Source organism: Maribacter sp. (assembly GCA_020629415.1).
Lineage (GTDB): Bacteria > Bacteroidota > Bacteroidia > Flavobacteriales > Flavobacteriaceae > Maribacter > Maribacter huludaoensis.
Map to the genome: position 1 here is coordinate 12,321 of JAHDDL010000036.1, position 24,507 is coordinate 36,827.

21 protein-coding genes and 1 pseudogene are annotated in these 24,507 nt (G+C 35.3%); 12 read left to right on the top strand and 10 right to left on the bottom strand.

The window, feature by feature from the left end:
- The first annotated feature begins 56 nt into the window (after window positions 1-56).
- The 9 genes and pseudogenes from QZ657_RS13570 (at window position 57) to QZ657_RS13610 (ending at window position 13,652) form a co-directional block, all read left to right on the top strand.
- Window positions 57-1,109, top strand: coding sequence for a helix-turn-helix domain-containing protein (locus tag QZ657_RS13570; protein ID WP_291967555.1), 1,053 nt, complete (start codon window positions 57-59; stop codon window positions 1,107-1,109).
- Between the two features lie 106 nt (window positions 1,110-1,215).
- Window positions 1,216-1,779, top strand: coding sequence for a thioredoxin family protein (locus QZ657_RS13575; protein WP_291967558.1), 564 nt, complete (start codon window positions 1,216-1,218; stop codon window positions 1,777-1,779).
- A 101-nt stretch (window positions 1,780-1,880) separates the two neighbouring features.
- Window positions 1,881-2,591 (top strand): SGNH/GDSL hydrolase family protein, encoded by a 711-nt coding sequence (locus QZ657_RS13580; RefSeq protein WP_291967560.1) that lies wholly within the window; start codon window positions 1,881-1,883, stop codon window positions 2,589-2,591.
- A gap of 39 nt (window positions 2,592-2,630) precedes the next feature.
- The gene (lysS, locus tag QZ657_RS13585) at window positions 2,631-4,322 is read left to right on the top strand and encodes a lysine--tRNA ligase (RefSeq protein WP_058105239.1); all 1,692 of its coding nucleotides are present in this window, start codon (window positions 2,631-2,633) and stop codon (window positions 4,320-4,322) included.
- A gap of 55 nt (window positions 4,323-4,377) precedes the next feature.
- A pseudogene (locus QZ657_RS13590) lies at window positions 4,378-5,808 on the top strand (SLC13 family permease).
- Window positions 5,809-6,004: 196 nt separating this feature from the next.
- On the top strand, window positions 6,005-8,494 hold the full coding sequence (locus QZ657_RS13595) for a zinc-dependent metalloprotease (protein WP_291967562.1): 2,490 nt from the start codon (window positions 6,005-6,007) through the stop codon (window positions 8,492-8,494).
- Between the two features lie 180 nt (window positions 8,495-8,674).
- Window positions 8,675-8,851 carry a hypothetical protein gene (locus QZ657_RS13600; protein WP_276471226.1) on the top strand — a complete coding sequence of 59 codons (177 nt, stop codon included), beginning with the start codon at window positions 8,675-8,677 and terminating at the stop codon, window positions 8,849-8,851.
- Between the two features lie 161 nt (window positions 8,852-9,012).
- The gene (locus QZ657_RS13605) at window positions 9,013-9,468 is read left to right on the top strand and encodes a hypothetical protein (RefSeq protein ID WP_291961643.1); all 456 of its coding nucleotides are present in this window, start codon (window positions 9,013-9,015) and stop codon (window positions 9,466-9,468) included.
- 254 nt (window positions 9,469-9,722) lie between these two features.
- Window positions 9,723-13,652, top strand: a complete 3,930-nt coding sequence (locus QZ657_RS13610) for a DUF2194 domain-containing protein (RefSeq protein WP_291967564.1) — start codon at window positions 9,723-9,725, stop codon at window positions 13,650-13,652.
- A 74-nt stretch (window positions 13,653-13,726) separates the two neighbouring features.
- Here the strand turns inward: QZ657_RS13610 and hemL are convergent, their stop codons facing one another.
- From hemL to QZ657_RS13630, 4 genes are read right to left on the bottom strand one after another with little or no spacing between them, the layout of a single operon-like run.
- Window positions 13,727-15,007 (bottom strand): glutamate-1-semialdehyde 2,1-aminomutase, encoded by a 1,281-nt coding sequence (gene hemL, locus QZ657_RS13615; RefSeq protein ID WP_291967566.1) that lies wholly within the window; start codon window positions 15,005-15,007, stop codon window positions 13,727-13,729.
- A gap of 20 nt (window positions 15,008-15,027) precedes the next feature.
- Entirely contained in the window at window positions 15,028-15,849 is an 822-nt protein-coding gene (locus QZ657_RS13620) for a glucosaminidase domain-containing protein (RefSeq protein WP_291967568.1), read from the bottom strand.
- Window positions 15,846-16,751, bottom strand: a complete 906-nt coding sequence (locus QZ657_RS13625; RefSeq protein WP_291967570.1) for a 1-aminocyclopropane-1-carboxylate deaminase/D-cysteine desulfhydrase — start codon at window positions 16,749-16,751, stop codon at window positions 15,846-15,848. Before QZ657_RS13625 ends, QZ657_RS13620 begins: the two co-directional genes overlap by 4 nt.
- Before the next feature lie 11 nt (window positions 16,752-16,762).
- On the bottom strand, window positions 16,763-17,092 hold the full coding sequence (locus QZ657_RS13630) for a hypothetical protein (protein ID WP_276471220.1): 330 nt from the start codon (window positions 17,090-17,092) through the stop codon (window positions 16,763-16,765).
- A 195-nt stretch (window positions 17,093-17,287) separates the two neighbouring features.
- Here QZ657_RS13630 and QZ657_RS13635 point away from each other — a divergent pair, with 195 nt between their 5' ends.
- Window positions 17,288-17,446, top strand: a complete 159-nt coding sequence (locus tag QZ657_RS13635) for a DUF5522 domain-containing protein (RefSeq protein ID WP_276471219.1) — start codon at window positions 17,288-17,290, stop codon at window positions 17,444-17,446.
- Window positions 17,447-17,520: 74 nt separating this feature from the next.
- Entirely contained in the window at window positions 17,521-18,090 is a 570-nt protein-coding gene (locus QZ657_RS13640) for a DUF4136 domain-containing protein (protein ID WP_291967572.1), read from the top strand.
- Window positions 18,091-18,148: 58 nt separating this feature from the next.
- On the opposite strand, the gene QZ657_RS13645 is transcribed toward QZ657_RS13640, so the two are convergent.
- On the bottom strand, window positions 18,149-18,613 hold the full coding sequence (locus QZ657_RS13645) for an Lrp/AsnC family transcriptional regulator (RefSeq protein ID WP_291967574.1): 465 nt from the start codon (window positions 18,611-18,613) through the stop codon (window positions 18,149-18,151).
- 165 nt (window positions 18,614-18,778) lie between these two features.
- Here QZ657_RS13645 and QZ657_RS13650 point away from each other — a divergent pair, with 165 nt between their 5' ends.
- Entirely contained in the window at window positions 18,779-20,542 is a 1,764-nt protein-coding gene (locus tag QZ657_RS13650; protein WP_291967576.1) for an aromatic amino acid hydroxylase, read from the top strand.
- Here the strand turns inward: QZ657_RS13650 and QZ657_RS13655 are convergent.
- The 5 genes from QZ657_RS13655 to QZ657_RS13675 all read right to left on the bottom strand — a co-directional run.
- On the bottom strand, window positions 20,520-21,146 hold the full coding sequence (locus QZ657_RS13655; protein WP_291967578.1) for a DUF4230 domain-containing protein: 627 nt from the start codon (window positions 21,144-21,146) through the stop codon (window positions 20,520-20,522). The genes QZ657_RS13650 and QZ657_RS13655 overlap by 23 nt on opposite strands.
- Window positions 21,143-22,102: a GSCFA domain-containing protein gene (locus QZ657_RS13660; RefSeq protein WP_291967580.1), complete on the bottom strand. Its 960-nt coding sequence runs from the start codon at window positions 22,100-22,102 to the stop codon at window positions 21,143-21,145. Before QZ657_RS13660 ends, QZ657_RS13655 begins: the two co-directional genes overlap by 4 nt.
- Window positions 22,099-22,950: a tetratricopeptide repeat protein gene (locus QZ657_RS13665; protein ID WP_291967582.1), complete on the bottom strand. Its 852-nt coding sequence runs from the start codon at window positions 22,948-22,950 to the stop codon at window positions 22,099-22,101. The genes QZ657_RS13660 and QZ657_RS13665 overlap by 4 nt, the downstream gene beginning before the upstream one ends.
- A gap of 236 nt (window positions 22,951-23,186) precedes the next feature.
- Window positions 23,187-24,230: a hypothetical protein gene (locus QZ657_RS13670; protein WP_291967584.1), complete on the bottom strand. Its 1,044-nt coding sequence runs from the start codon at window positions 24,228-24,230 to the stop codon at window positions 23,187-23,189.
- A gap of 71 nt (window positions 24,231-24,301) precedes the next feature.
- Window positions 24,302-24,507: DHHA1 domain-containing protein (locus tag QZ657_RS13675; protein ID WP_291967586.1), on the bottom strand; the 206-nt coding region annotated here is incomplete at its 5' end.

The following is a 24,507-nucleotide window of genomic DNA, read 5'->3' on the forward strand; positions in this document are numbered from 1 at the left end:
CAATTGTTTCCGCTTTGTTACATAATCCACTAATTTTATTGACCAGAATACTACCAATGCGTAACACTGTACTTATCATTTTTACTCTATGTACCTGCTTTACAGGTTTGTCTCAATATAATTTTAAAGGACAGATTGCCGAAAAGAAAAGCGGAAAAACCATTTACTTATCTATTATTGAAGATTACCGAAAGTTTGGTAGAATATCAATGGAGCAAATCTTAAAAAAAACCGTTACAGATTCTTTAGGGAATTTCAACTTTATGGGAGATAATTTAAATAATGACAATAGAATTTATAGAATTCATTTAGATGACTGCACGGACACCTCTACCCACGTGGAACACTTTTTTGGGCAATGCGAGCATAGTAGAAGTATTCTATTCATTGCCAATAATAATGATTCCATTACTTTTCCTACCTCTTTTGCTAACCAAGCGCTTTGCGAAATAACCTCAACTAACAGTAAGTCTACCGCATTCTTAGATATTGATGTTCTGAAAGAGCAAATGGCTTTTGACTTCAATGAATTTAGAAGCGAAGCGAATAAAAAGCTTAATTCCAAAAAATGGTTCAAGACTTTACAGGAATTTGGAAAAGATCTGAATGAACCCTTGGCCGAACTTTATATATTCGATTTCTTATCAGATAAGCGTAACGGAACATATACCTATTACTTAAAAGATATTGGCAGCAACAGTTACTACGATGAACTTGGCGAGAGATTAGCATCAAATTACCCAAATGCATCATTCACAGATTTATATTTAAACGATATAGTCATAGATCAACAATTAGCCAATAAAAATTCACCTAGGGCTAATTTTTGGAAATGGTTGCTACCTACGCTGCTTATACTTTCTATTTTATTGAATATATATTTAATTCTAAGACAAAGAAAAAAATCACTCCACATACAAAATGAGTCTCTAGCTAAGCTGACCGAGCAAGAAAACAACATCGTTAATCAAATTTTAAAAAACAAAACCAACAAAGAAATTGCCGCCGCTATGTTCATTAGTGTTAGTACCGTAAAAACCCATATCAACAATATTTACAAGAAATTAGAAGTAACATCAAGGGACGAAATAAAACAACGTTACACATAACCTTTTCAATTTCCACCTGGGGACTAGTACCCATTTCCACCCCGTAAAATCAATATTCAACTAAGAATTTCAAGAATTTTCAGGTCAAATATAAAAACTGAAAATCATGAAATTATCATTTCTACTGACCACCCTCTTTTTAAACTTTTTTTTAACTACTTTTTCACAGCACAAAAACCAAGAGGTGAATCTTGAAAACCAACAGCCCTTTTTATTAGGAGAAATTACAGTAGACGTGCTGTTACAGAACAGCTATAAATCCTGGTATGACCAGAATTTTAAAAAGTATGAAGTTGATCAAAACAAAATTGATGTATTCAAAGAAAAACTGGCATCTCACCAAATTTTAGTTTTTATGGGAACATGGTGCGGTGACAGTAAGCGTGAAGTACCAAGATTTCTTAAAATTCTAAAATCTGCAAATTACCCAATAGAAAATCTAAAAATTGTTGCTCTAGATAAACGAAAAGAATCTTACAAGAAAAGTCCGCAAGGTGAGGAATGGGGCTTAAATATCCGTAGGGTGCCTACATTTATATTCTACAAAAATGGTAGGGAAGCGAATAGAATAATAGAAACACCAGTTATTACTTTGGAAGATGACATTTTAAAAATTGTTTTGCAGCAAGAATATATTCCCAATTATGCATCGTCTTTACATTTCGATTGATATTTTTAATCAATGACACTTATACTAAATTGCGTATTTTATGGTAACTTTTAAAAACCTTCTTTCTATTCATATGTTAAGTAACCATGAAAATATTTTACATGCTACAAAAATTGTCTTTAGTCTTTTTTCTATTCACTACGCTGCAGTCATGCAGCCAAACCGAAGATATTAGATCCGCACCTATTTCAGAAAATCTAAACAACCAAGAAACCATAAACTATTTGGCTCTTGGCGATAGTTATACCGTTGGAGAAAGCGTTGCGTTTGAAGAAAGCTTCCCAAAACAATTGAGTTCTACTATTGAAGAAAATAAAAACTATAAGGTCAATACTACTGTTATTGCACAAACCGGCTGGAGAACCGATCAATTATTGGCATCAATTGGTGGTAGAGCATCTGCCGAGTATAATTTAGTCACGCTACTTATTGGTGTAAACAATCAATTTCAATCTAGACCATTTTCTCAATATGAGACAGAATTTGTAAGATTAATTGATAAAGCCATTAGTCTTGCGGGTAATGATTCTAACAAAGTAGTCGTGCTTTCAATTCCAGATTACTTTTATACGCCTTATGGCCAAAGTAACGGTGATGACCAAATCTCAAGGGAACTTGACAGGTATAATGATTTTGCCAAATCTACCTCAAAATCCAAAGGAGTTACGTTTCTAAATATTACCGATATTACCAGAAAAGGTTTAAACGAACCTGAATTGGTAGCAAATGATGGTTTACACCCTTCTGCCCTTGCATATGAAAAATTTGTTGAAAGACTCTATCCTTTAGTGCGTTCTAGATTGAAAGATTAAGACATATCGATTATATTTGCCAGCTAAATAAACGACGGCATGCAATTATCGGAGCAAGAGCTTATCAGAAGAGAAAAATTGGAAAAATTAAGAGCATTGGGTATCAATCCTTATCCAGCTGCTTTATACCCTGTAAATGCTACATCGGCAAGCATTAAATCTAATTATGAGGAAGGTAAACAGGTTATTGTTGCCGGTAGACTCATGTCTCGTAGAATTCAAGGTAAAGCTTCTTTTGCCGAGCTACAAGATAGTTCCGGTCGTATTCAAGTTTATTTCAATAGAGATGAAATCTGTACAGGTGATGATAAGTCTTTATACAATGATGTCTATAAAAAATTATTGGATATTGGTGATATTATCGGTATTGAGGGTGACCTATTTACTACCCAAGTAGGCGAAAAAACCATTATGGTCAAGAAATTTACCATGTTGAGCAAATCGCTTAGACCTTTACCATTACCAAAAAAAGATGCAGAAGGCAAGGTCTATGATGAGTTCAATGACCCAGAATTACGCTACCGTCAACGTTATGTAGATTTGGTGGTGAACCCAAAGGTCAAAGAAACATTCATTAAAAGAACCAAGATCACCAATAGTATTCGTGAGTTCTATAACGACAAAGGTTATTTAGAGGTTGAAACACCAATTTTGCAACCAATACCAGGTGGTGCTACGGCACGCCCTTTTTTAACGCACCATAATGCGCTGAACATTCCTTTGTACTTACGTATTGCCAATGAACTTTACCTAAAGAGATTGATCGTTGGTGGGTTCGATGGTGTTTATGAATTTTCAAAGGATTTTAGAAACGAAGGTATGGATCGCACCCATAATCCGGAATTTACGGTAATGGAACTGTATGTAGCCTACAAAGACTACAATTGGATGATGGATACCACTGAAAAATTATTGGAGAAAATTGCGATGGATGCCAATGGGACTACTAAGGTAACCGTAGGCAAACACGAAATTGAATTCAAAGCTCCGTACGCAAGAGTACCTATTTTAGAGGCTATAAAAATACACACAGGTATTGATGTTGCCGGTATGCCAGAAGAAGAACTACGTGAAACGGCTAAAAAATTAGGTCTAGAGGTTGACGAAACTATGGGTGTGGGCAAACTGATCGATGAGATTTTTGGTGAAAAATGTGAGCACCATTACGTGCAACCAACGTTTATTACAGATTACCCAAAGGAAATGAGCCCGTTGACCAAAGAGCATAGAGACAACCCTGCTTTGACAGAACGTTTTGAGCTAATGGTGAATGGTAAAGAGTTGGCAAATGCTTATTCTGAGCTTAATGACCCAATTGACCAAAGGGAGCGTTTTGAAGATCAACTGAAGTTGTCCGAAAAAGGTGATGACGAAGCTATGTTCATTGACCAAGATTTCCTTAGGGCATTGGAATACGGTATGCCACCTACTTCTGGTATTGGTATAGGTATAGATCGTTTGGTTATGTTGATGACCAACAATGCATCTATACAAGAAGTATTGTTCTTCCCGCAAATGAGACCAGAAAAGAAACCTCTTCAATTATCCGATAATGAAAAGGTTATTTTTGATATCCTTAAATCAGAAAAGAAAATGCAATTAGACGCGCTTAAAAACAAAGCGGATCTAAGTAACAAAGCATGGGACAAAGGCATTAAAGGGATTACAAAACAGCAACTGGCAAAAATCTATAAGGAAGACGATGTTCTTTTTGTTGAAATATTAAAATAGCCATTTACCGTAAAAATAAAAAATAGTAGTTTAGAAGCTGGCAAAACCAACCAGCATGAATTTAAGCAGTAAAATAGGTCTGTTTATAGGTCCTATACTATTTTTTATAATCATTTTTTTACCAAGTGTATTGATTTCAGATAGTGCGGACGCCGTCATAGCCGTTGCACTATGGATGGTTATATGGTGGGTAACAGAAGCGGTTTCTATTTCCGTAACCGCACTATTACCCCTATTGCTCTTTCCAATTTTAAAAATTATGCCAGTTGGCGAAGTTGGAGCAAACTACGGTAGCCCCATAGTTTTTTTATTCTTTGGCGGCTTTGTAATGGCACTGGCGTTAGAGAAGGTAAATCTGCATAAAAGAATAGCACTCACTATCATTAAACTTACCGGTACCTCTGCCAATAAGGTGGTATTAGGTTTTATGATCGCTACTGCCGTACTGAGCATGTGGATCAGCAATACTGCAAGCACCGTAGTTATGTTACCGATCGCCATGTCGGTCATCAATCTATTGATCGAAGATGAAGACGGATTCACTGCAAGAGATCGCAATTTTGCCTAAAGTGTAATGCTCGGCATTGCCTTCTCTGCCAATGCGGGTGGTATTGCAACGGTTATTGGCACCCCTCCAAATTCTGTCTTAATAGGATTGCTTGAAAACCAATATCAAATAGAAATATCATTTTTAAAATGGATGACTATAGGACTACCCTTTTCCCTTATCATGATTTCCATTTGTTACTTTGTTCTCGTAAAAGTCTTTTTCCCTACTCGGGGTTTAAAATTCAAGGCTTCAAAAACCATTATTCATGAGGAACTGGATAAATTAGGTCCTACTTCTGGGAAGGAAAAAATGGTCTTATCCATTTTTGGAGTCACAATATTTTTGTGGGTGTTCAGAACATTGATCAATTCCATTTTCCCCAATTTAGGTCTATCGGATACCCTTATCAGTATTTTTGCCGCTATAGCGTTATTTACACTGCCGTATAATCTAAAAAAAGGAGATTTTATTTTAGAATGGAAAGACACCCAAAAACTGGCTTGGGGAATTTTAATACTATTTGGCGGTGGTCTATCACTGGCAAATGGCATGTCCGTTTCGGGTATTGTAGATTTGGTTGCCCAAGTTATTGCAGAAAGTAACCTAAGTATATTGCTTACGGCTTCTTTATTGATCGTTCTAATGCTATTTATGACAGAATTAATGAGCAATGTTGCTCTTGTTGCAGTATTAGCTCCTGTTGTTGCGGGAATAGCCATAGGGCTGGGTCTGCCCATAACTTATCTACTTATTCCCATCACTATTGCAAGTAGCTGTGCTTTCATGCTACCAATGGCCACGCCACCAAATGCCATAGTTTTCGCTAGCGGGTATATTAAGGTACATGAAATGGCACGCGCCGGAATAATTCTTAATCTTATAGCGGTTCTCTTACTGATCCTCTTATTTCAATTTTTTCTACCTCTTTTATTTTAATAAGAATTTATTATAAAAATAAAGCCCTTGCATATTGCAAAGGCTTTATAATCGACTAATTCAGAATGAAAAAATGTTTATTCCTATTTAAAAGACGCCTATTGATTATGATTGTTACAAATAGGCTTAAGAAATTATTAACTATTTGTTACAGATATTATTTCAATCTTTGGAAGATTACCTAACTAACTCACAAATGAAAAGAAAATTACTTGTAAAATTATTACTATTACTGTGTGTTTTTGGCTACCAGAATGCTGACGCCCAAATTTTCAAAAAGAAAAAGAAAAACACGGAACAAGAAGCTAACAAGCCTTCTAAAGATAAAATTCAACCTTATAACAAGGTTATAACAAAAGATGCCAAAAGTGATTCAGGTCTATTTACTACCCACGTAGTAGATGAAAATCACTATTTTGAAATTCCAGATTCCCTATTCAATAAAGAAATGCTGATGGTAAGTCGTATTTCCAAAACTGCATCGGGCATTGGTTTTGGTGGTGGAAAAATAAACACCCAAGTACTTCGCTGGGAAAAGAAAGATAAAAAAGTATTACTTCGCGTAGTATCCCATGATGTTGTTGCCGCAGATTCTTTACCGGTACATGAAGCCGTTGTAAATTCAAACTTTGAACCGGTTTTATTCTCTTTCGATATTAAAGCTATTCAGAAAGACTCGCTCAACCCTACAACCGTAATCGAAGTAAACGATATTTTTACGAAGGACACCAAAGCTTTTGGTATGCCAGATAGGTATCGCAAAAGATATAAAGTATCTCGTTTAGATGAGGGCAGAGGGTATATAGAATCTATTAAGAGTTACCCATTAAATGTTGAAGTACGCCATGTGAAAACGTATTTGGCGAGCAACCCTCCAAGTAATTCTACCTTAGGTTCAATTTCTGTGGAAATCAATAACTCTATGGTACTATTACCTGAAGAACCTATGAAACGCAGATATTTTGATGAGCGTGTAGGTTGGTTTGCACGTGGCCAAGTAGATTATGGTCTAGATGCTCAAGAGAGCAAAACGATCAAGTTTTTAGATAGATGGCGCTTAGAGGTTAAAGATGAGGATATAGAGAAATTCAAAAATGGCGAACTAGTTGAACCAAAAAAGCAAATTGTATACTATGTAGATAGAGCTACACCTAGAAAATGGGTACCTTTTATTAAGCAAGGTATTGAAGATTGGCAAACCGCTTTTGAAGCTGCAGGTTTTAAGAACGCCATTATTGCAAAAGAACCACCTACAGTTGCGGAAGATCCAGAATGGTCTCCTGAAGATGTGCGTTATTCAGTGGTACGTTATTTAGCATCACCTATACCAAATGCCAATGGTCCGCATGTTAGCGATCCCCGCAGTGGTGAAATATTAGAATCTGATATTAACTGGTACCATAATGTAATGACCTTATTGAGAAACTGGTATTTTGTACAAACAGCAGCTATCAATCCTGCTGCCAGAGGTGTATCTTTTGATGATGAAGTCATGGGTCGCTTAATTAGATTTGTATCATCACATGAAGTTGGTCACACGCTTGGGCTTCCACATAATATGGGCAGTAGTGTTGCATACCCTGTAGACTCCCTTCGTTCTAAAACGTTCACAAAAAAATATGGGACGGCACCATCAATAATGGATTATGCCCGTTTTAACTACATTGCGCAACCTGGTGATGAAGGTGTTGCCTTAATGCCAGATATTGGGGTATATGACAAATATGCCATTCAATGGGGATACAAACCAATTTTAAACACTACAGCCGAAGAGGAAAAAGCTATTTTGGACCAGTGGATTTTAAAACATGCAGGTAACCCTCTTTACCGTTTTGGCCATCAACAAGTAGGTGATATAGTTGACCCAAGTTCACAGACCGAAGATTTGGGAGATGATGCCATGAAAGCTAGTGAATACGGTATTGCCAATTTAAAAAGAATTGTTCCCAAACTTATAGAATGGACCGCAGAAGATGGTAAGAACTATGAAGACCTAGATAAACTTTATGGGCAAGTATTCGCTCAGTTCAATAGATATATGGGCCATGTTTCCAATAATATTGGGGGCGTATATGAGCACCACAAAACCTATGACCAAGATGGCGCCGTGTATACAGCCGTACCTAAAGAACGCCAGCAAAGAGCCATGGCTTTTCTTCAAGAACTATTATTTAACACGCCAATGTGGATGTTAGACCAAGATATTTTGGAGCGTACCGAGTACTCTGGCTTTTTAGAACAAATGCGGGCTATGCAAGTACGTACATTAAATAATGTATTAAGCTTAGGCAAAATGGCAAGGTTGATAGAAAATGAAACAATGGATAAGTCCGAAGCTTATTCCCTTGCCCAAATGATGAGCGAATTAAGAAAAGGAATTTGGTCCGAAACAAGAAGTGGAAAAACGGTAGACACCTATAGAAGAAACTTACAAAAAGCCCATATTGACCGTTTAGCATATTTGTTGACTGCAGAAAATCAAGCCAAGGCTTCGGATTTTGGTGGCTACAGAAAATCAACAGTTGTCAACACCAGTCAATCTGATATTAGAACCATTGCTAGAGCCGAATTGAACATTTTAAAGCGCGATATTAGAAACGCACGTAACAGAACCTCTGACTTGATGACAAAATATCATTATGACGATGTTTCTGAGCGTATTAACGTCATTTTAGACCCTAAATAAAAAGTCGTTGAAATACACTTTTTGAACCAATATCGATGAACAACCAATATCATCGATGAATGAAATGTGATAACCACATTTTAAATATTCTAGACATCAAAAAAAGCCCATTACACAACAATGGGCTTTTTCATGCGTTATTCTTTTTTAGATTAGCAATGAATTTAAAACCCCCAAATCATGACCAACAAATTAAAAAGTCTTATTTACTTAGCTTGTTTTATCTGTGCATCTGTTGTTTATCATCAAAATATAAATGACAATACACAAGAAGAAATTGTAACGAACACTTATGATCAAGAAGCTGATATCGTTATCAACCCATATAAAACTATGGAGGGCAGAACAACAAATTAAATTTTAAAAACATTTACCTACTTAAAAGCGTGGCTACCTACAGCCGCGCTTTTTTATTTTTAGCCTTTTAAAACGCCGTTAAACTTTTACTAAAATGAGGTAACCGTTTAAACCAATTAGAAAAATTCATGTCAAAGAAACAAATACATAAATTAATAAACATGAAAAAAATAGTAATGGCCATTTTAGTAATGGCAGGAATATCGGCAACTGCACAAGATCATAATATGAAAGGTAAAAGAGGCGACATGAAGGATTTAACTCCTGTACAAGTTGCCACTTTACAAACCAAAAAAATGACCTTGGCATTAGATTTGAACGAATCACAACAAGCAAAAATCAAAACCATGCTTACCGAAGACGCTACTGCCAGGAAAGCTAAAATGGAAGAGCGAAAAGCCAATAAGGAAGATGGTAAAAAAGTTTTGACAGCAGATGAAAAATACGCTATGCAAAATGAGCGATTAGACCATCAAATTGCACGAAAAGAGCAAATGAAATCTATTCTTAGTACTGATCAATATGAGAAATGGGTAAAGATGGACAGCAGAAAAAAAATGCGCGGCAAAAGAAAAGATCATGGAGACAAAAGAGCAAAACGTTCTTCTAAACAATAAACAATCAATTTAATATTCTAAAAAAAGACTTGCATTCAGCAGGTCTTTTTTACTTTTAAACGATACCATATTTATAGGACAATCGTACTAAAAAGCAGCATTAAGCACTCAAATGATTCATTCATGGATGAATTCGCATACTTAACCAATAAATTTTATTGTGGTACAGTAATTAAAGTACTTAGATAGTCCAAATTAGAGATCAATTTAATTTTAACCAACGGTCCCTATTTTGAATTTCAAGATACTAAGCCATGATAACAAAAAAAATAGGTTATTTATCATTACTTATAGCCTTTAGTCTTTTGACCGGTTGTCAACAAGAACTATACAAGTCTAACAACAAGTTTAACATTCCTGAAAAGAGTACAGAAGAACCTCTTGTCCAATTTTTAATAGAGCCTACCAATTACAGCGCCATTGTTGAAACCGAAAATTTAGCAAAGGCTTTTGACTATTCTAAAATTGCACACAAAACTTTGTGGATAAACCAATTTAACGAGAAACTTAATATTGCACCAACTACAAGAGTGGTGACCGTACATGAAACTACAGGCCTAAGTACTATTGCAATAGATAGCCTTTTAAAGTTTGTTTCTAAAGGTGGTACGCTATTAGTTACCAAAGCTGCTGAAGATGAACGCATGTCCTATTTTTATGGAATGACACCCGATGCAGATTGGAGTACCAATAAAGAGGCTTCCGGTCTTTTTTTTAACAAACCTCTTTTTCCAGGAATGCAAGGGCGCGGTTTTGATAATAAAACGGTTCATCTTGGATTTGACAGTTCTAACTTTTCTAGCAACATAAATGTCTTAGTAGCTGCAAATGACAATAAAGACTATCCGGTATTAATTGAGAATAAAATAGGTAACGGAAAGGTAATACTTTACAACTCATCTCAAATTCTTAAGAAGGAAATGAGAGGTCTTTTATTTTCCGCCAGTCTATTGGGACTAGAAGGTATTCCCTATCCTATTGCAAATATTGGAACACTATTTCTTGATGATTTTCCCTCCGCAATGTATGATGATAACGGAAAAGCTATCAACATACAAAATGGCATAAGCAAATCTGAGATGTTAAAAGCTGATTGGTGGCCAAAAATGAAAGCACTTGCCCAAGAGGAAGATATCAAGTACTCGGCCTATGTAACTTTCAACGCAAATGAAAAAAATACAGGAGACGCTAATTTTAAAAGCTGGGACCAAACCACCTTATTAGAAGGTAAAAATGAAAATGGCACTAGTAAGTGGCTTACCAACGAATTTACCAATAGAGGCCACGAGCTTGGTTTTCGCGGTTACAACGACCTACCACTTTCTAAAAAATTATGGAAAGATACCGACCTTATTTTGGACAACACAAAAGCATCTAGAGAAAAATGGGAAAATCATATTTCTAAAAACCTACCTAGCTCATACGTCGCGCCAGACGATCAAATAGATAGTTTGGGGCTTATAGCGCTAAAAAAAGGATTTCCTAGCCTAAACTTTCTACACACATCATTTTTAGGTGACGTATATGAAGGCGGTAACAGAGAATTTGATCCAGACCCATTGAACAATAGATTTTTTGACTACCCTCGTTTAAGTAGTGGTTACACCATATCCCAGAAAGAACTATGGGCAATAGAATCTACCTATCTATACACGGGTATTTGGTCACATGCAGTGAATACTGGTGACATACTTAATATAGGCAGTACAACAAATGCGATCGGTGAACTAAAAAAACATATTGTAGATTACAAAAAAAGACACCCGTACATGAAATTTTTGACTGCTAAACAGTCAACAGAGGCAGCAATGGCTTGGCGCTATCAAAGTATTAGACACCTAAGTTATGAAGGACGCTATGAAGTCTCCAGCTCTTTGAATTCTGATGAGAAAAAAGAATCTTATTGGTTAATGTACGTTGAGGAGCGTAACAATGTAAAGGTGCATGAAGCGCTTTCATTTGATGAAGCAGAATTTTCTTCGATACCATTTCTTAACGGTTTTCTATACAGTATTCAAACTAAGTCTCCAAATTTAAGCGTACCCGATATTAGACCTGAAATTAGAACGCTAATAGGTACTACTTCATCATTGATTACAAATACAAATAGCGATTACAAATCCTATAATAAGAGTAAGCAAACCTTGGTGCCGTTGAAACAAAAAATAGATAGATTGATTGTTGAGGAAAAAACAGCGGAGGCCACAAACCTTATGGAGAAATTATTCAAGAACAATAAATTTATTAATTCGCAACAGATAATAAGCTATGCAGAGGGAATGGAAGAACAAGGAAAGACCGACGAACTTTGGTCTCAATTAAACGATCTTTATCTAAAGAACCCTTCTAGTTCTTACGCTGATTTTTCTAGAGACATTAGTACGGTAAGTAATTACCCTTCATCTGAAGTTAAAAAAATGTGGATGGAAAGGCAAATGGAATGGGGACAAAACAATGTAACCATTCTAAAAGATTATTATGAAAATTTCAACACTGAAGACAACACGGAAATCATAGAACAAGTATTAGAGGTATTATATACTATAGAACCAACTGTAGAAAATAAATTGAACTATTATGAATTTTTAGTAAAATCTAATGACGAAGACCTAATAAAAAAGCTAGATGACATAGAGCCTTGTAGTATTACCAACAAAGATTTAGCTACGTCTATAAGCCAAATATATGCAGATAAACTTAATTTTGAAAGAGCAGAGCAGTGGCAAAAATGTGGTAATATCTCTCCAGAAATCGTTAAAGAATGGAAAGAAAAAACCAGAACTATAGAAAGCAAAAAGTTTACGGATTTCGAGTATTATATACGCTATCTAATGGTAAACGACCAAGACAAGGCAGTTGAAGAATTAAGGGATATTGAAATATGTAGACCTGACCTCATAAGATTATCTAAAAACATCGCATTTTTATTCGCAGACTACACCCAATACCAAAAAGCTTTAGATTGGAGCACCTGTACAAATACGGTACCCGTAGCAAAATTGTTAGACTGGAATTTGGAATTTGCCAATGGCAGGTATTTAACCAAAGTATACGCAAAACATATTGACAATAACCCTAGAGATTATAATACCATGAACCACATGGTAAAGCTACTTTTATTAAAGGGCGATGTAAATGGTGCCGGCGAAATTGCTATGAAAATACCACCGTCTAAAATTGACCCCGACTTTAAAATTGCATTCAACAATGAAGTAAAATCAACATCTGAAGATAAACAAGCTTTGTATGTAAGCAAATTTAAATCGTTAATGGACGACGCAATTGTAAATAAATCTGAAATTGAATCACGAAAAAAGAAAGGACATTCTATTGGGCTTACCTCTTCGGCTGTAGTAGATGAATTTAAACCAACCTTATTGAACAACTCATTTCACTTTGGTTTTTATAATAAAATGTTAGATTTTCACCGATTCTCCATTGTGCAAGGTACCGCATATTCTGTCTTAAAAGATACTATTGTACCTAATGATATTGGCAGAGATTTACTAGGCATTGAATATGTTTACAAAAAAGATTCTAATCAAAAAAGACCGTTTTACATAGGAGCTAGAATTGAGATGGACAACTTCAATAAAGTTTTCTTCCATTTTAATGCTGGTATAGATTTTAAAGGCGAAAACAATACATCTTCTTTAGCAGCAAAGCTGCACCCCGTTACTACAGGACCTGGTTATGATCTAGGTATTTATGACATACAAGTGAAAGCAACACAAGAATTTGATTATTCATCCAACCTAAATCATGAGTTTTATATTACTGCAGATTATTATACCGACAGTCAATATTACGCTATTGGTGGTACACGTGTAGAATATAATCTTCTGAACTTGGATAAATTTAAACTTGGACCTTTGGTGGAAGGCGCATACGGTGTAGGTTCTGAAGATAGAAGAAACGGTTTCCCTTATTGGTTGACAAAAGATAGACTTTTTGCCGGTGGTGGACTACAATTTAAACTTGGTAATGATGATTCTGATTTTAACTTGAAGAGTGATTTTTCTCTTTTTGCCGAGCAAGATGAAGACAGCTTTCAGCGTTATGAAGGTGAATTGTCATACAGAATTAAAAACTTTACCACTATTAATCTAAACTACTCCTACTTTACAATTGATAAGTTTTTCTCAAATGCTGTTCAACTAGGTATTCAGTATAATTTTAAATAATATTATAACTAACTCAAACAAAAAGAGCCCTCATGTGAGGGCTCTTTTTATATATGACATATAATATACGTACCCTATAAATCTATTTCTTTCAACGCATTTATAGTTGCATCTAAATCTTCATAGCTTAATGCATCGTTTAAAAAGTAACTTTCAAAAGCACTTGGCGGTAAATAAACACCTCTTTCCAACATACCATGAAAATATTTCTTGAAAGTTTCATTGTTACCTTTTGCAGAAGAAGCAAAATCAACAACGGGCTCATCTGTAAAATGTACCGATATCATACTACCGTAACGGTTAATTTGATGTGCTATCTTTTTCCCGGTCAACACTTCGGCTATGCCTTTATGTAAATATTCCGCTTTTTTGGCAAGGCTCTCAAATACTTCTGGATTATTGTTCAATTCGGTCAACATGGCCAAACCTGCACTCATAGCCAACGGGTTTCCACTTAAAGTTCCTGCTTGATAAACAGGACCATCAGGGGCAAGAAAATCCATAATTTCCGTTCTTGCAGCAAAGGCACCTACCGGTAAACCGCCACCGATAACTTTACCATAAGTAACTATATCGGCTTTAATGTTCAATACTTCCTGGGCTCCGCCTTTCGCCAAACGAAATCCGGTCATTACCTCATCAAAAATCAATAGAATACCTTCTTGCGTACATAGCTCACGAAGACCCTTCATAAATGCCTCGGTAGGTACAATACAACCCATATTACCGGCAATTGGCTCAATAATAATGGCTGCCAACTCACCTTTATTGGCTTGCACCAATTCTTTCACCCCGGCCAAATCATTATAATCCGCCAACAACGTATCTTTTGCCGTTCCTTGAGTTACACCCGGACTATTAGGACTGCCAAAAGTAACGGCACCACTACCTGCTTGAATTAAAAACGAATCTGAATGACCATGGTAGCATCCTGCAAATTTTATGATTTTATCTTTACCCGTAAATCCTCTTGCCAAACGCACGGCACTCATACAAGCTTCTGTTCCACTGTTCACGAACCTGATCTTATCCATGTTGGGCACCATGGAAATAGCCAATTTCGCCAGCTCTGTCTCAATTTCCGTAGGCATACCAAACGAAGTACCGTTCTGTGCTTTTTCAACCACTGCATTGATTACCGGTTCATGGGCATGACCCAATATTAAAGGACCCCAAGATGCTATATAATCAATTAGCTTATTACCATCCTCGTCATACAGATATGCTCCTTTGGCTCTTTTCACAAAAATTGGATCTCCACCAACTGCTTTAAATGCTCTTACAGGTGAATTTACGCCACCAGGTATATATTTTTTCGCCTCTGCAAACAGGGCGCTACTTCTTTGGTAAATCATTCTCTTTCAGGATTTATTTGTTATTTGACCTTAATTGGTTGCCCAATAGATAAGTCTGAACTTCGTAAATTATTCAACTTCATTAGTTCATCTACACTCATATAGTACTTTCTTGACAATGAATACAGGGTATCTCCTTTTTGTACCGTATGTATATTGCTTGCACCGCTAGTGGCTACAGTTGTAGTTTGGTAATCTACTTTTTTGGTTGGTTTGTCATACTTGTGCAAATCATACTTTTCTATTAAATAAATCAGTTTTTGCGGATATTTGGGATCTGTAGCGTAGCCTGCTTTTCTTAAGCCTCTGGCCCAACCCTTATAATCTGTAGGTCTTAAATTAAATAGAAATGCATATCTAGATCGTGTAGTCAAGAAAATACTATGATCCCTAAATGAGTACATAGGATGGTTATATTTTCTAAAACACTCCCCTTTTGCATCATCATCATGAAAGTCGTAGTCACCTTCCCAGCCTTTATGGCATTTTATACCAAAATGATTGTTGGTTTTCATGGCCAACTCACCTTTTCCGTTACCACTTTCCAAAAGTCCTTGTGCCAAGGTAATACTAGCCGGTATGCCGTAGCCCATCATTTCAATTTGTGCAGTCTCTGCAAATGTACTTATGTATTCTGATGGAGAATCTATGTTAAACCGTACAAATTTAGATGGTTCTGCAGGTAGATTTGCATTTTCTTCCTTTTTAGAAATATCCGCTTTTGATTTTCTACGTTCGTTAAGTACGTTTTTGGTACGTAATTGGTCTGAATATCTTTTCTTGGATTTACAAGATGACACCCCTATTCCAATTAACAAAACCAACAAAATTATCTTTTTCATATATTCAACAAAGGTAAATTTTTCTTTTTCAGTACACTATTCATGCCAGCAATACCTTGTAAACCACCGGTATGTATTGCCATAATTTTGGTTCCTACCGCAAAAGTATCATGCTTAATCATATCGAACAACCCAAAAATCATTTTTCCCGTATAAATAGGGTCAAGAGAAATTGAAGTGATGTCTTTAAATAGATTAATGAATTCAATTAACTCTTTTGATGTTTTTGCATAGCCGCCAAAATGATAGTTTGTTACCAATTGCCAACGTTCATTATCTACCAATTGTTCAATCTCATTCCTTAAAAAATCACCTTTTAAAGCTGAAAAACCAAATACTTTTTGATGTACGAAAGACGACTTAATCAACCCGGCCACCGTACCTCCCGTACCCACACTGCTGCATACAACATCAAATTCCTTATCTTCTTTGGTAATAATTTCTTCGCACCCTTTTATTGCCAAACTATTTGTGCCACCCTCTGGTACTAGATAAAAATTTCCATATTCTTTTCGTAAGGCTTCAATAAATTCTGCAGATTCCTTTTCACGATAATCACTTCTACTTATAAACTTAAACCGCATACCATCATCATAAGCCTTCTTTAACGTATTATTCGTTTGCCAAGAATTTTCAAGTTCCTCGCCACGTATTACACCTATTGCTTTAAACCCCTTTTCTTTTGCCGCATAAGCAGTAGCGGCTATATGGTTAGAATATGCACCGCCAAAGGTTAGTATGGTATGCTGATTTTCTGCCTTGGCAGCCCATAAATTATATTTGAGTTTTCTGTATTTGTTACCAGAAATAAACGGATGCAACAGATCTTCACGTTTAAGAACAAGGGTAACTTGCTTTTCGACCAATAAGGGATGTTCAATAAGCTGATTGATACTTTGCAACTAGGACGAATTTATCGCCAAAGATATTTAATAAAGCTAAATATTTTTCGATTTGATAGATAATCCATATCATTTTCATGAATATAGGCTTCACGCTCAAAACTTAGATTTTGATAAGCCTTGTAGGTATCCAAATAACAAATGGCACGAATTGTCCATTCCGTCAGATATAAAATATAAAAAGGAAGAATCAATAGTTCTCGTTGCTGGCGCAGATGAATTTTCTCATGATTTATGAGTACATCATCATTTTTTAAACTTCCATTTTTTAAAAATATGAAAGGCCATAGCGAAAGACCCACATAATTTTTATAGAAGAAATGTCTAAAAACCAATATCATAGATATATTTTGATACTATTATTACAAATATAACGCCAAAAACACACGGTAAGAAAATTACCGGTTTTTGTTGCCAACAAAACCGATTAATGGTCAAAACAGGGCTAAACGGCTTCATTGGCTATCTTCTGGAAGTCATGTCATTAGGTTATCAACAGAAAGAAGTAACTTTATACTATCTAATGACTTTGCAAAATGAAAGAAATAATACCTATAGAAGAAGGTGACTTTTACTGGTCTGAAAACGGATTTAGAGTTTTTACTGAACAGTTTCATCTAAAACGTGGGTATTGCTGTGAAAGTGGCTGTAGACACTGCCCATATGGATATGATCCAAAAACCAATACTCAATAAAATTTAACATAGCACGGCATGATATTTGTGAATGTTTATTACAGAAAAAATTAGTACTTAAAATATATGACATTATGAAAAACATTAAACTACTTGGCTTGCCGCTACTTCTTTTAGTTTTTATTACTTCCTGTTCATCTGTAAGCGTACTTTCAGATTATGACCAGAAAGCTGATTTCAATGATTATAAAACATATGCATTTTATAAAACCGGAATAGACAAAGCTCAAATATCCGACTTGGACAAAAAACGAATTCTACGCGCTATTGAAACCGAAATGAGCTCAAGAGGTTTCGTAAAATCCGAAAAGCCAGATTTATTGGTCAGTATTTTTACCAAAGAGCAAGAACGCGTTGATGTTTATAATAACAACTACGGTTGGGGCGGTGCCTGGGGATGGGGTTACAACCCATGGGCTTGGGGTCCTGGTTTTGGCTGGGGCGGTACTAGCGTAAGTGCCAGCACACAGGGTTCTCTTTATATTGACCTAATAGATAACAATACAAACGAACTGGTATGGCAAGGTAAAGGTGTGGGAACACTATCCAATACCAAGAATATTGCCAAAAAAGAAGAACGAATTAGAGAATTTGTATCTCAAATTCTAGAGCAATACCCACCTAATGCGGTTGCAATGAAATAATAAACACTGTTTATAAAATTAAGGCTTGCAGATGAAATCATCTGCAAGCCTTTTTTATTTACAATAATGAAAAATGCGTATCGTTCTTTACCTCATTTAAAACAAAAGCGCTCTTAACACCACCAATACTTGGTAAAGAAGCTATCTTAAATTTTGCGAAATTATAATAAGCATCAAGGTTGGCTACTACAACTTTAAGGAGAAAATCAAACTCGCCACCCACTACAAAGCATTCTACCACTTCAGGATACTTTTTTACCTGCTCAAAAAAATCATCCATCATTGCGCCTTTTTGAGCCTCTAAAGAAACAAAGCTAAAAACCGTTATGCTATCCTCAATTTTGTCCTTATCCAAAATAGCTACATAGTTCTTTATAAACCCATCATGCTCAAGACGTTTAATACGTTCATATACTGGTGTTTTTGTCATTCCGAGTTGCTCTGCAATTGCCTTGGTACCAATTTTTGCATCTTTCTGCAAAATCTTTAATATCTCCCTATCTATAAAATCTAATTTTTCCATCAAAATATTTTCCTGATTAATAGCCTACCGAGAACACTATAAAGTAATAATTACTTTTAAATTATCTATTTAAAGTCTTATTTCCTAATTAAATCAAATTTAACATATAATTAGTCCTATAATCCTATATTTAATAGAAATAATATAGGCTTTAAAAGTATAATTATGGGCGAAATTACTTCTACATATGAAAGCAATCCTATTTTGGATAAACTTCCATCACATTTAAGGCAATACATTAAACCTCAAAACTATGAAGACTACACCCCTATAAACCAAGCTGTTTGGAGATATGTGATGCGCAAAAATGTAGACTACCTTAGCCAAGTTGCCCATAAATCATATACGGAAGGCTTACGTAAAACAGGCATCTCTATAGACAACATCCCAAACATGTATGGCATGAACCGTATTTTAAAAGATTTAGGCTGGGCCGCCGTTGCTGTAGATGGCTTTATTCCGCCCGCCGCTTTTATGGAGTTCCAAGCCTATAATGTTTTAGTTATAGCCTCTGATATTCGCCAATTAGAGAATATTGCCTATACCCCTGCCCCAGATATCATTCATGAAGGAGCGGGCCATGCGCCTATTATTGCCAACCCTGAATATGCTGCATATTTAAGGCGATTTGGTGAAATTGGCTGTAAAGCTATATCTAGTGCTAAAGATTTTGAACTATACGAAGCTGTACGCCATCTATCCATTATCAAAGAAGCTAAAGGCACACCAATAGAAGAAATTCAAAAGTCTGAAAAGCATATTGAATTTCTTCAGGACAATATGGGCGAACCCAGCGAAATGGCGCTTATTAGAAACTTGCACTGGTGGACCGTGGAATACGGACTTATAGGACCTTTAGAGGACCCAAAGATTTACGGAGCGGGACTTTTATCCTCTATTGGTGAAAGCCAGTGGTGCATGACAGATAATGTAAAAAAACTGCCTTATTCCATTGAAGCGGCAAGAACCTCTTTTGATATCACCAAACCTCAACCACAACTTTTTGTTACTCCAGATTTTGCTTTTTTGAGTCAGGTTCTTGAAGACTTTGCAAATACAATGGCTTTACGAAAGGGCGGACTTTCAGGTTTACAGAAACTTATAGACTCAAAAGAACTAGGAACAATTGAACTAAGTACTGGGTTACAAGTATCCGGTAATTTTGAATCATTGATTTCTCATGAAGGCAAACCTATATACTTTCAAACGAAGGGTAAATCTGCTTTGGCATACCGGGAAAAAGAGTTGGTAGGTCAAGATATCAATCAGCATGAAACCGGTTTTGGATCACCAATAGGACGACTTAAAGGCATTAATATACCTATTGAGGATATGAGTCCGCGCGACCTTAAAGCATATAAGATTTATGAAGGTGAAATTGTTTCGTTAGATTTTATTGGTGGAATTAATGTTACCGGTAAAATAGTTACCGGCACACGTAATCTTCAAGGTAGAATTATCTTAATTACTTTTGAAAATTGTAAGGTAACCCATAATGGAACTACCCTTTTTGAATCTAACGATGAATTGTACAATATTGCAATTGGTGAAGACATAGTTTCCGCCTACCATGGTCCCGCAGATTTGCATAGTTTTGACCTTTTAGATCATTCCCTAAGCCCTAGTAGTGTTAACAAAGATGAAGAAAGTTTAAATGAACTAGAATCTTATTATAAGACAATCAGGGATTTTAGAGAGGGAAAAAACACCATTGTTTCTAGAACAAAGATTTTTCAGGAAATACAGGAAAAATACCCAACAGATTGGTTATTGCCAGTAGAAATTTATGAACTGGCCGTAAAAAGTAATGATGACAAATTAGCAAAAAATATAGAACAGCACTTGGAAAACATTAAACTTGACCAACCGAAACTTGGGCAATTAATTGATGACGGATTAGCATTAGCTACGGTAAAATCCCTGGCTTAATTTCTTGCAGTGCCTCTAATGATCCAATGGTCTGATCTTGGTAGGTTAATTGCCAACCCATAGAATTGGTAAGAATATAAAATTTCTGCAGCTCACTAATTAGTCTATTCTCCGCATTGCCCAATAATGCAGAAGCTTGCACTTTTTTCATTAATGATGCATTTACCGTTTTCTTTATTTTATTATAATCGGTAGCATCAAACTGGTTCAAATAATCTGCGGTGACGTCGTAGTATTCAAAATCTGGATTCAGATTAATTTCTGCTTCTGGTATGCTTTTGATTTTTACCGTTTTGGTTGGTTCATCAACCTCAAAGTCAATCTTACTTAAATCATAAGCGACGGTAACATCTGCATTTACCACCACCAATGCCTTTTTTTCTGCCCTTAATAATGGACCAAAAAGCTCTTTAGAATCTTTGTAATTATACACCTCAGAAAAATGCCCCTCAGTTACCACCAACTTGGAAACGTTGGTAATTTCTTGTTGAATGAGCATGGAGTTTTCTTTAAGAATAGATTTATCTTCCTTACCATCATTGCAGGAACGAACCACCAATACAATTGCTAAAGTAATTAGAACGCCTGCAATAAATTTTTTCATGCCTTTGAAATTTTGAAATCCATAAATGGATACTCTTTCTGTATATACGTAATCTTTCTACGTAACGATGTTAAAAATTTTTGATGTGCTTCACTATTCGGATTAAAAGGTCGATGTTGCAATCCACGTTGTATTTCATCAACTTTTTTCATGTAATCGTCCATACTATCTTTAATCCAAACTAATCTAAACTTCTTCCAGATATACTCTATTGCCGTCTCATTAGGATGAATCATATCTTTGGCATAAAAACGATAATCACGCAACTCATCCATCATTAATTCATAACTAGGAAAATAAGATACCCTATCCTCATTCAAAACCTGATGAATGGCGGCAATGAGATGCGCTTTACTTCTTTGATTCTCCAGGAATCCGTCCTTTAAGTGCCTAACAGGCGATACCGTAAATATAAATTGTACTGTAGGATTTACAGATTGCACAAAAGTGATAACTCGTTTTAAACTCTCAACTACCTCTTCAACGCTTAACAGCTCTTTAGTAAAATTAGACTGCGGTACTTTATGGCAATTTGCTACTACTTTATTGCTAGAAATCTTGCGGTACACCCAAGCGGTACCTAAAGTGATAATGATATGACTAGCTGTATTTACTTGCGTTGAAGTTCTACTTATTGCATTATTTAAATCTGTAATAATTTGTTCCTTGGACGGATTACTTAAACTAGAATGCGCATCAAAACTATGCCATTGTTCATTCTCGTTAAACACATCTTCTTCAGTAAATAATTCTTGATTGACCGACTTTTCAATTATCCTTTCAATTGCCAAAGGATGAAACAATATCCCAAACGGATTCTGTAATCCCTGAAATTTATAGTATTCTAATTTTGCTCCAATATTCTCAGAAAAACAGGAACCCAAAAGCAACAACTGACTTGAATAGTCAATCGTATTTTTAGATTTCGTTAATGGTATTTTGGTTAACAGATTCATTTAGGTCGCACACTCTCGTTTAGCTTATGAAACAATTGATACGGATAAATCTCATAAATTACATTATCCTCATTTATAGTATTATCTGCGTTTTCAAACGCTTTCTTCTCCCATTCCCCTCCTTCTTCATTTCCTAACTTGGTCATACTTCTACCCTTAAAATAAAGTGCCTCGGCAAAATTTTCATACACCATTAATGACATATCGAATGAAGCAATCGCCTCATTATAATTACCTAATTCAAAGTCTGCAATACCTAAATAATACCAATCTAAATAATGACAGGATTCTTGCGGAGGATCATTAGGAAAATCTTTGAACTGCTGTTCTTTACTTAATAGCAAAAACTCTTTTGCTTTAGAGAATTTATTTAACTGAAGATAATCTAGACCAATGTAAAAATTATAGGTATGATCCATAACATAACCATCGCCAAACTCTTTTTTGGCTCTCATAAATTCAGAAATCGATTTTATATAATCTTTTGAGAAAATACATCTCATAAATCCGCTATAATCCAAATACTTTTCTGGGGCGTACTCAACAGCTTTATCTAAAAATGGTTTGCCTAACTGGTATTTTCTAGCTTTATATAACGGCATTGCTTTTTGTTGCCAAAGCCAAGCGCTTTCTGGCACAATTGCGAGTGCAGAATCTAAATACTGTTGATGTTCTAGCGAATGCATAGGACTTTGAAAAGATTTCTCTATATACTCCCTAACATGCATAGAATCTATACCTGACAAGACTTTTTTCTCTACCTTTTTATCACCTTTCACCATATCTTCCTTTTTATCGGAAAGATTACAAGACGAAATAACTAGCAATAAGATGATATACTTTTTCATAAAACTATCGCATGATACAGCTTCTTAAACTGTCTTTATAATTAAATTTTCTATGGCTAAAGAGTGAAAAAAGAATCTATTCAAATTCAACCTTCCTTATCATTTATTATACACAATTTCGACTTTAAACTGATAAAAAAAAGAACCCAAAATCAAGTATTGAATATTTTAATCAACACTTGATTTTGGGCTTCAGTACATTTAATCTTTGTACGAAATTTCATTTTTAAGCCATGTTATTTCGCTAACTTCTTTGCAGACTTAGCTATTACATCACTAAGGTAACCTAAATTTTTCGCTTTTAAATTGTAACCTAGACCAGTAATGTATTCTCTAAAAATTACTTCTCCAGTTTTTGAATTTACTACCTGTATAAATCTTTCTGCATTGGCTCTGGCATAACGCATATAATAGAATTCTTTATTTTCTTCAATTGCCTTATCTAAATCTTCGGTAGAAATAAACTCATAGTCATAATCATATTTACTAAAAAGCTTCTCAACTTCTTTATCCTCACCATCAGAAATTTCTGCGGTAAAAGCATTTGTTCTTTGAGTGATATAGTTTGGCACATATAATTTAGAAGTGGTCAAACTTGCAATCTTTTTTGCATCATAATCTTTCTCATACATCCAATATGTTTCACCTTTAGCTATAAGGTCATTTGTTTGTTGAAAGTAATTTTTTAAAAATCCTGTTGAATAATTAAAGAAAACATTTTCAGTATACATTTTCTCTACAATAACTTCCTTTTCTTCAGAAAGGGCGGTATTTACAAAATCTGATGTTGGAAAAAGATAAATTTTAGCTATCGGCTTTTTATTATTTCTGAAAATCTCATTAATCTTCTCTTCTCTTTTCTTCTCTTTTTTCGCTTTAACCTTAGACAACTTTTCATCTATGGTTTCAGCATCATATAATCCGATATTAATATAGGTATGCAATGAATGCACAACACTACCCATTTTGGTAGTTTTAGAACGCTTGAATCCTACAAGTTCTGCTATAGAGTAATTCTTGTTATAATACTCTTGTAAATCATATTCACTTTGAGGAACTATTTTATATGGGGTCACTGTCCAAGTTTCCTCTAAAATTTTAGCGTATTGGTCGGCGTCAATAACATCTGACAAGACAAAAATGGTTGTCGATGCTTTAAATTCCTCTAATGCTTTAGGTTTTAAATCTGACGGTTTACCGACATGCCGAGCGCCAAATGAGACTTGTGAAAATCCTGAAAAACTTACGAATGCTAATAATAATAAAAAATAATTCTTCATGGTTATATGTTTAATTGGTTGATATAAAACCACATTTAACCATGATTATTGTATTTTATATGCTTTACAACTTACCCCAAATAACTTTCAGCCTGCGCCAAAGCATCTGCTATACCACCAGGATTTTTACCGCCTGCAGTGGCAAAGAAAGGTTGACCACCACCACCACCTTGAATATACTTACCAAGCTCACGAACAATTGTCCCGGCATTTAATCCTTTGGAGGCAACCAGTTCTTTAGATATATAACAGGACAATAAAGCTTTACCATTTTGCT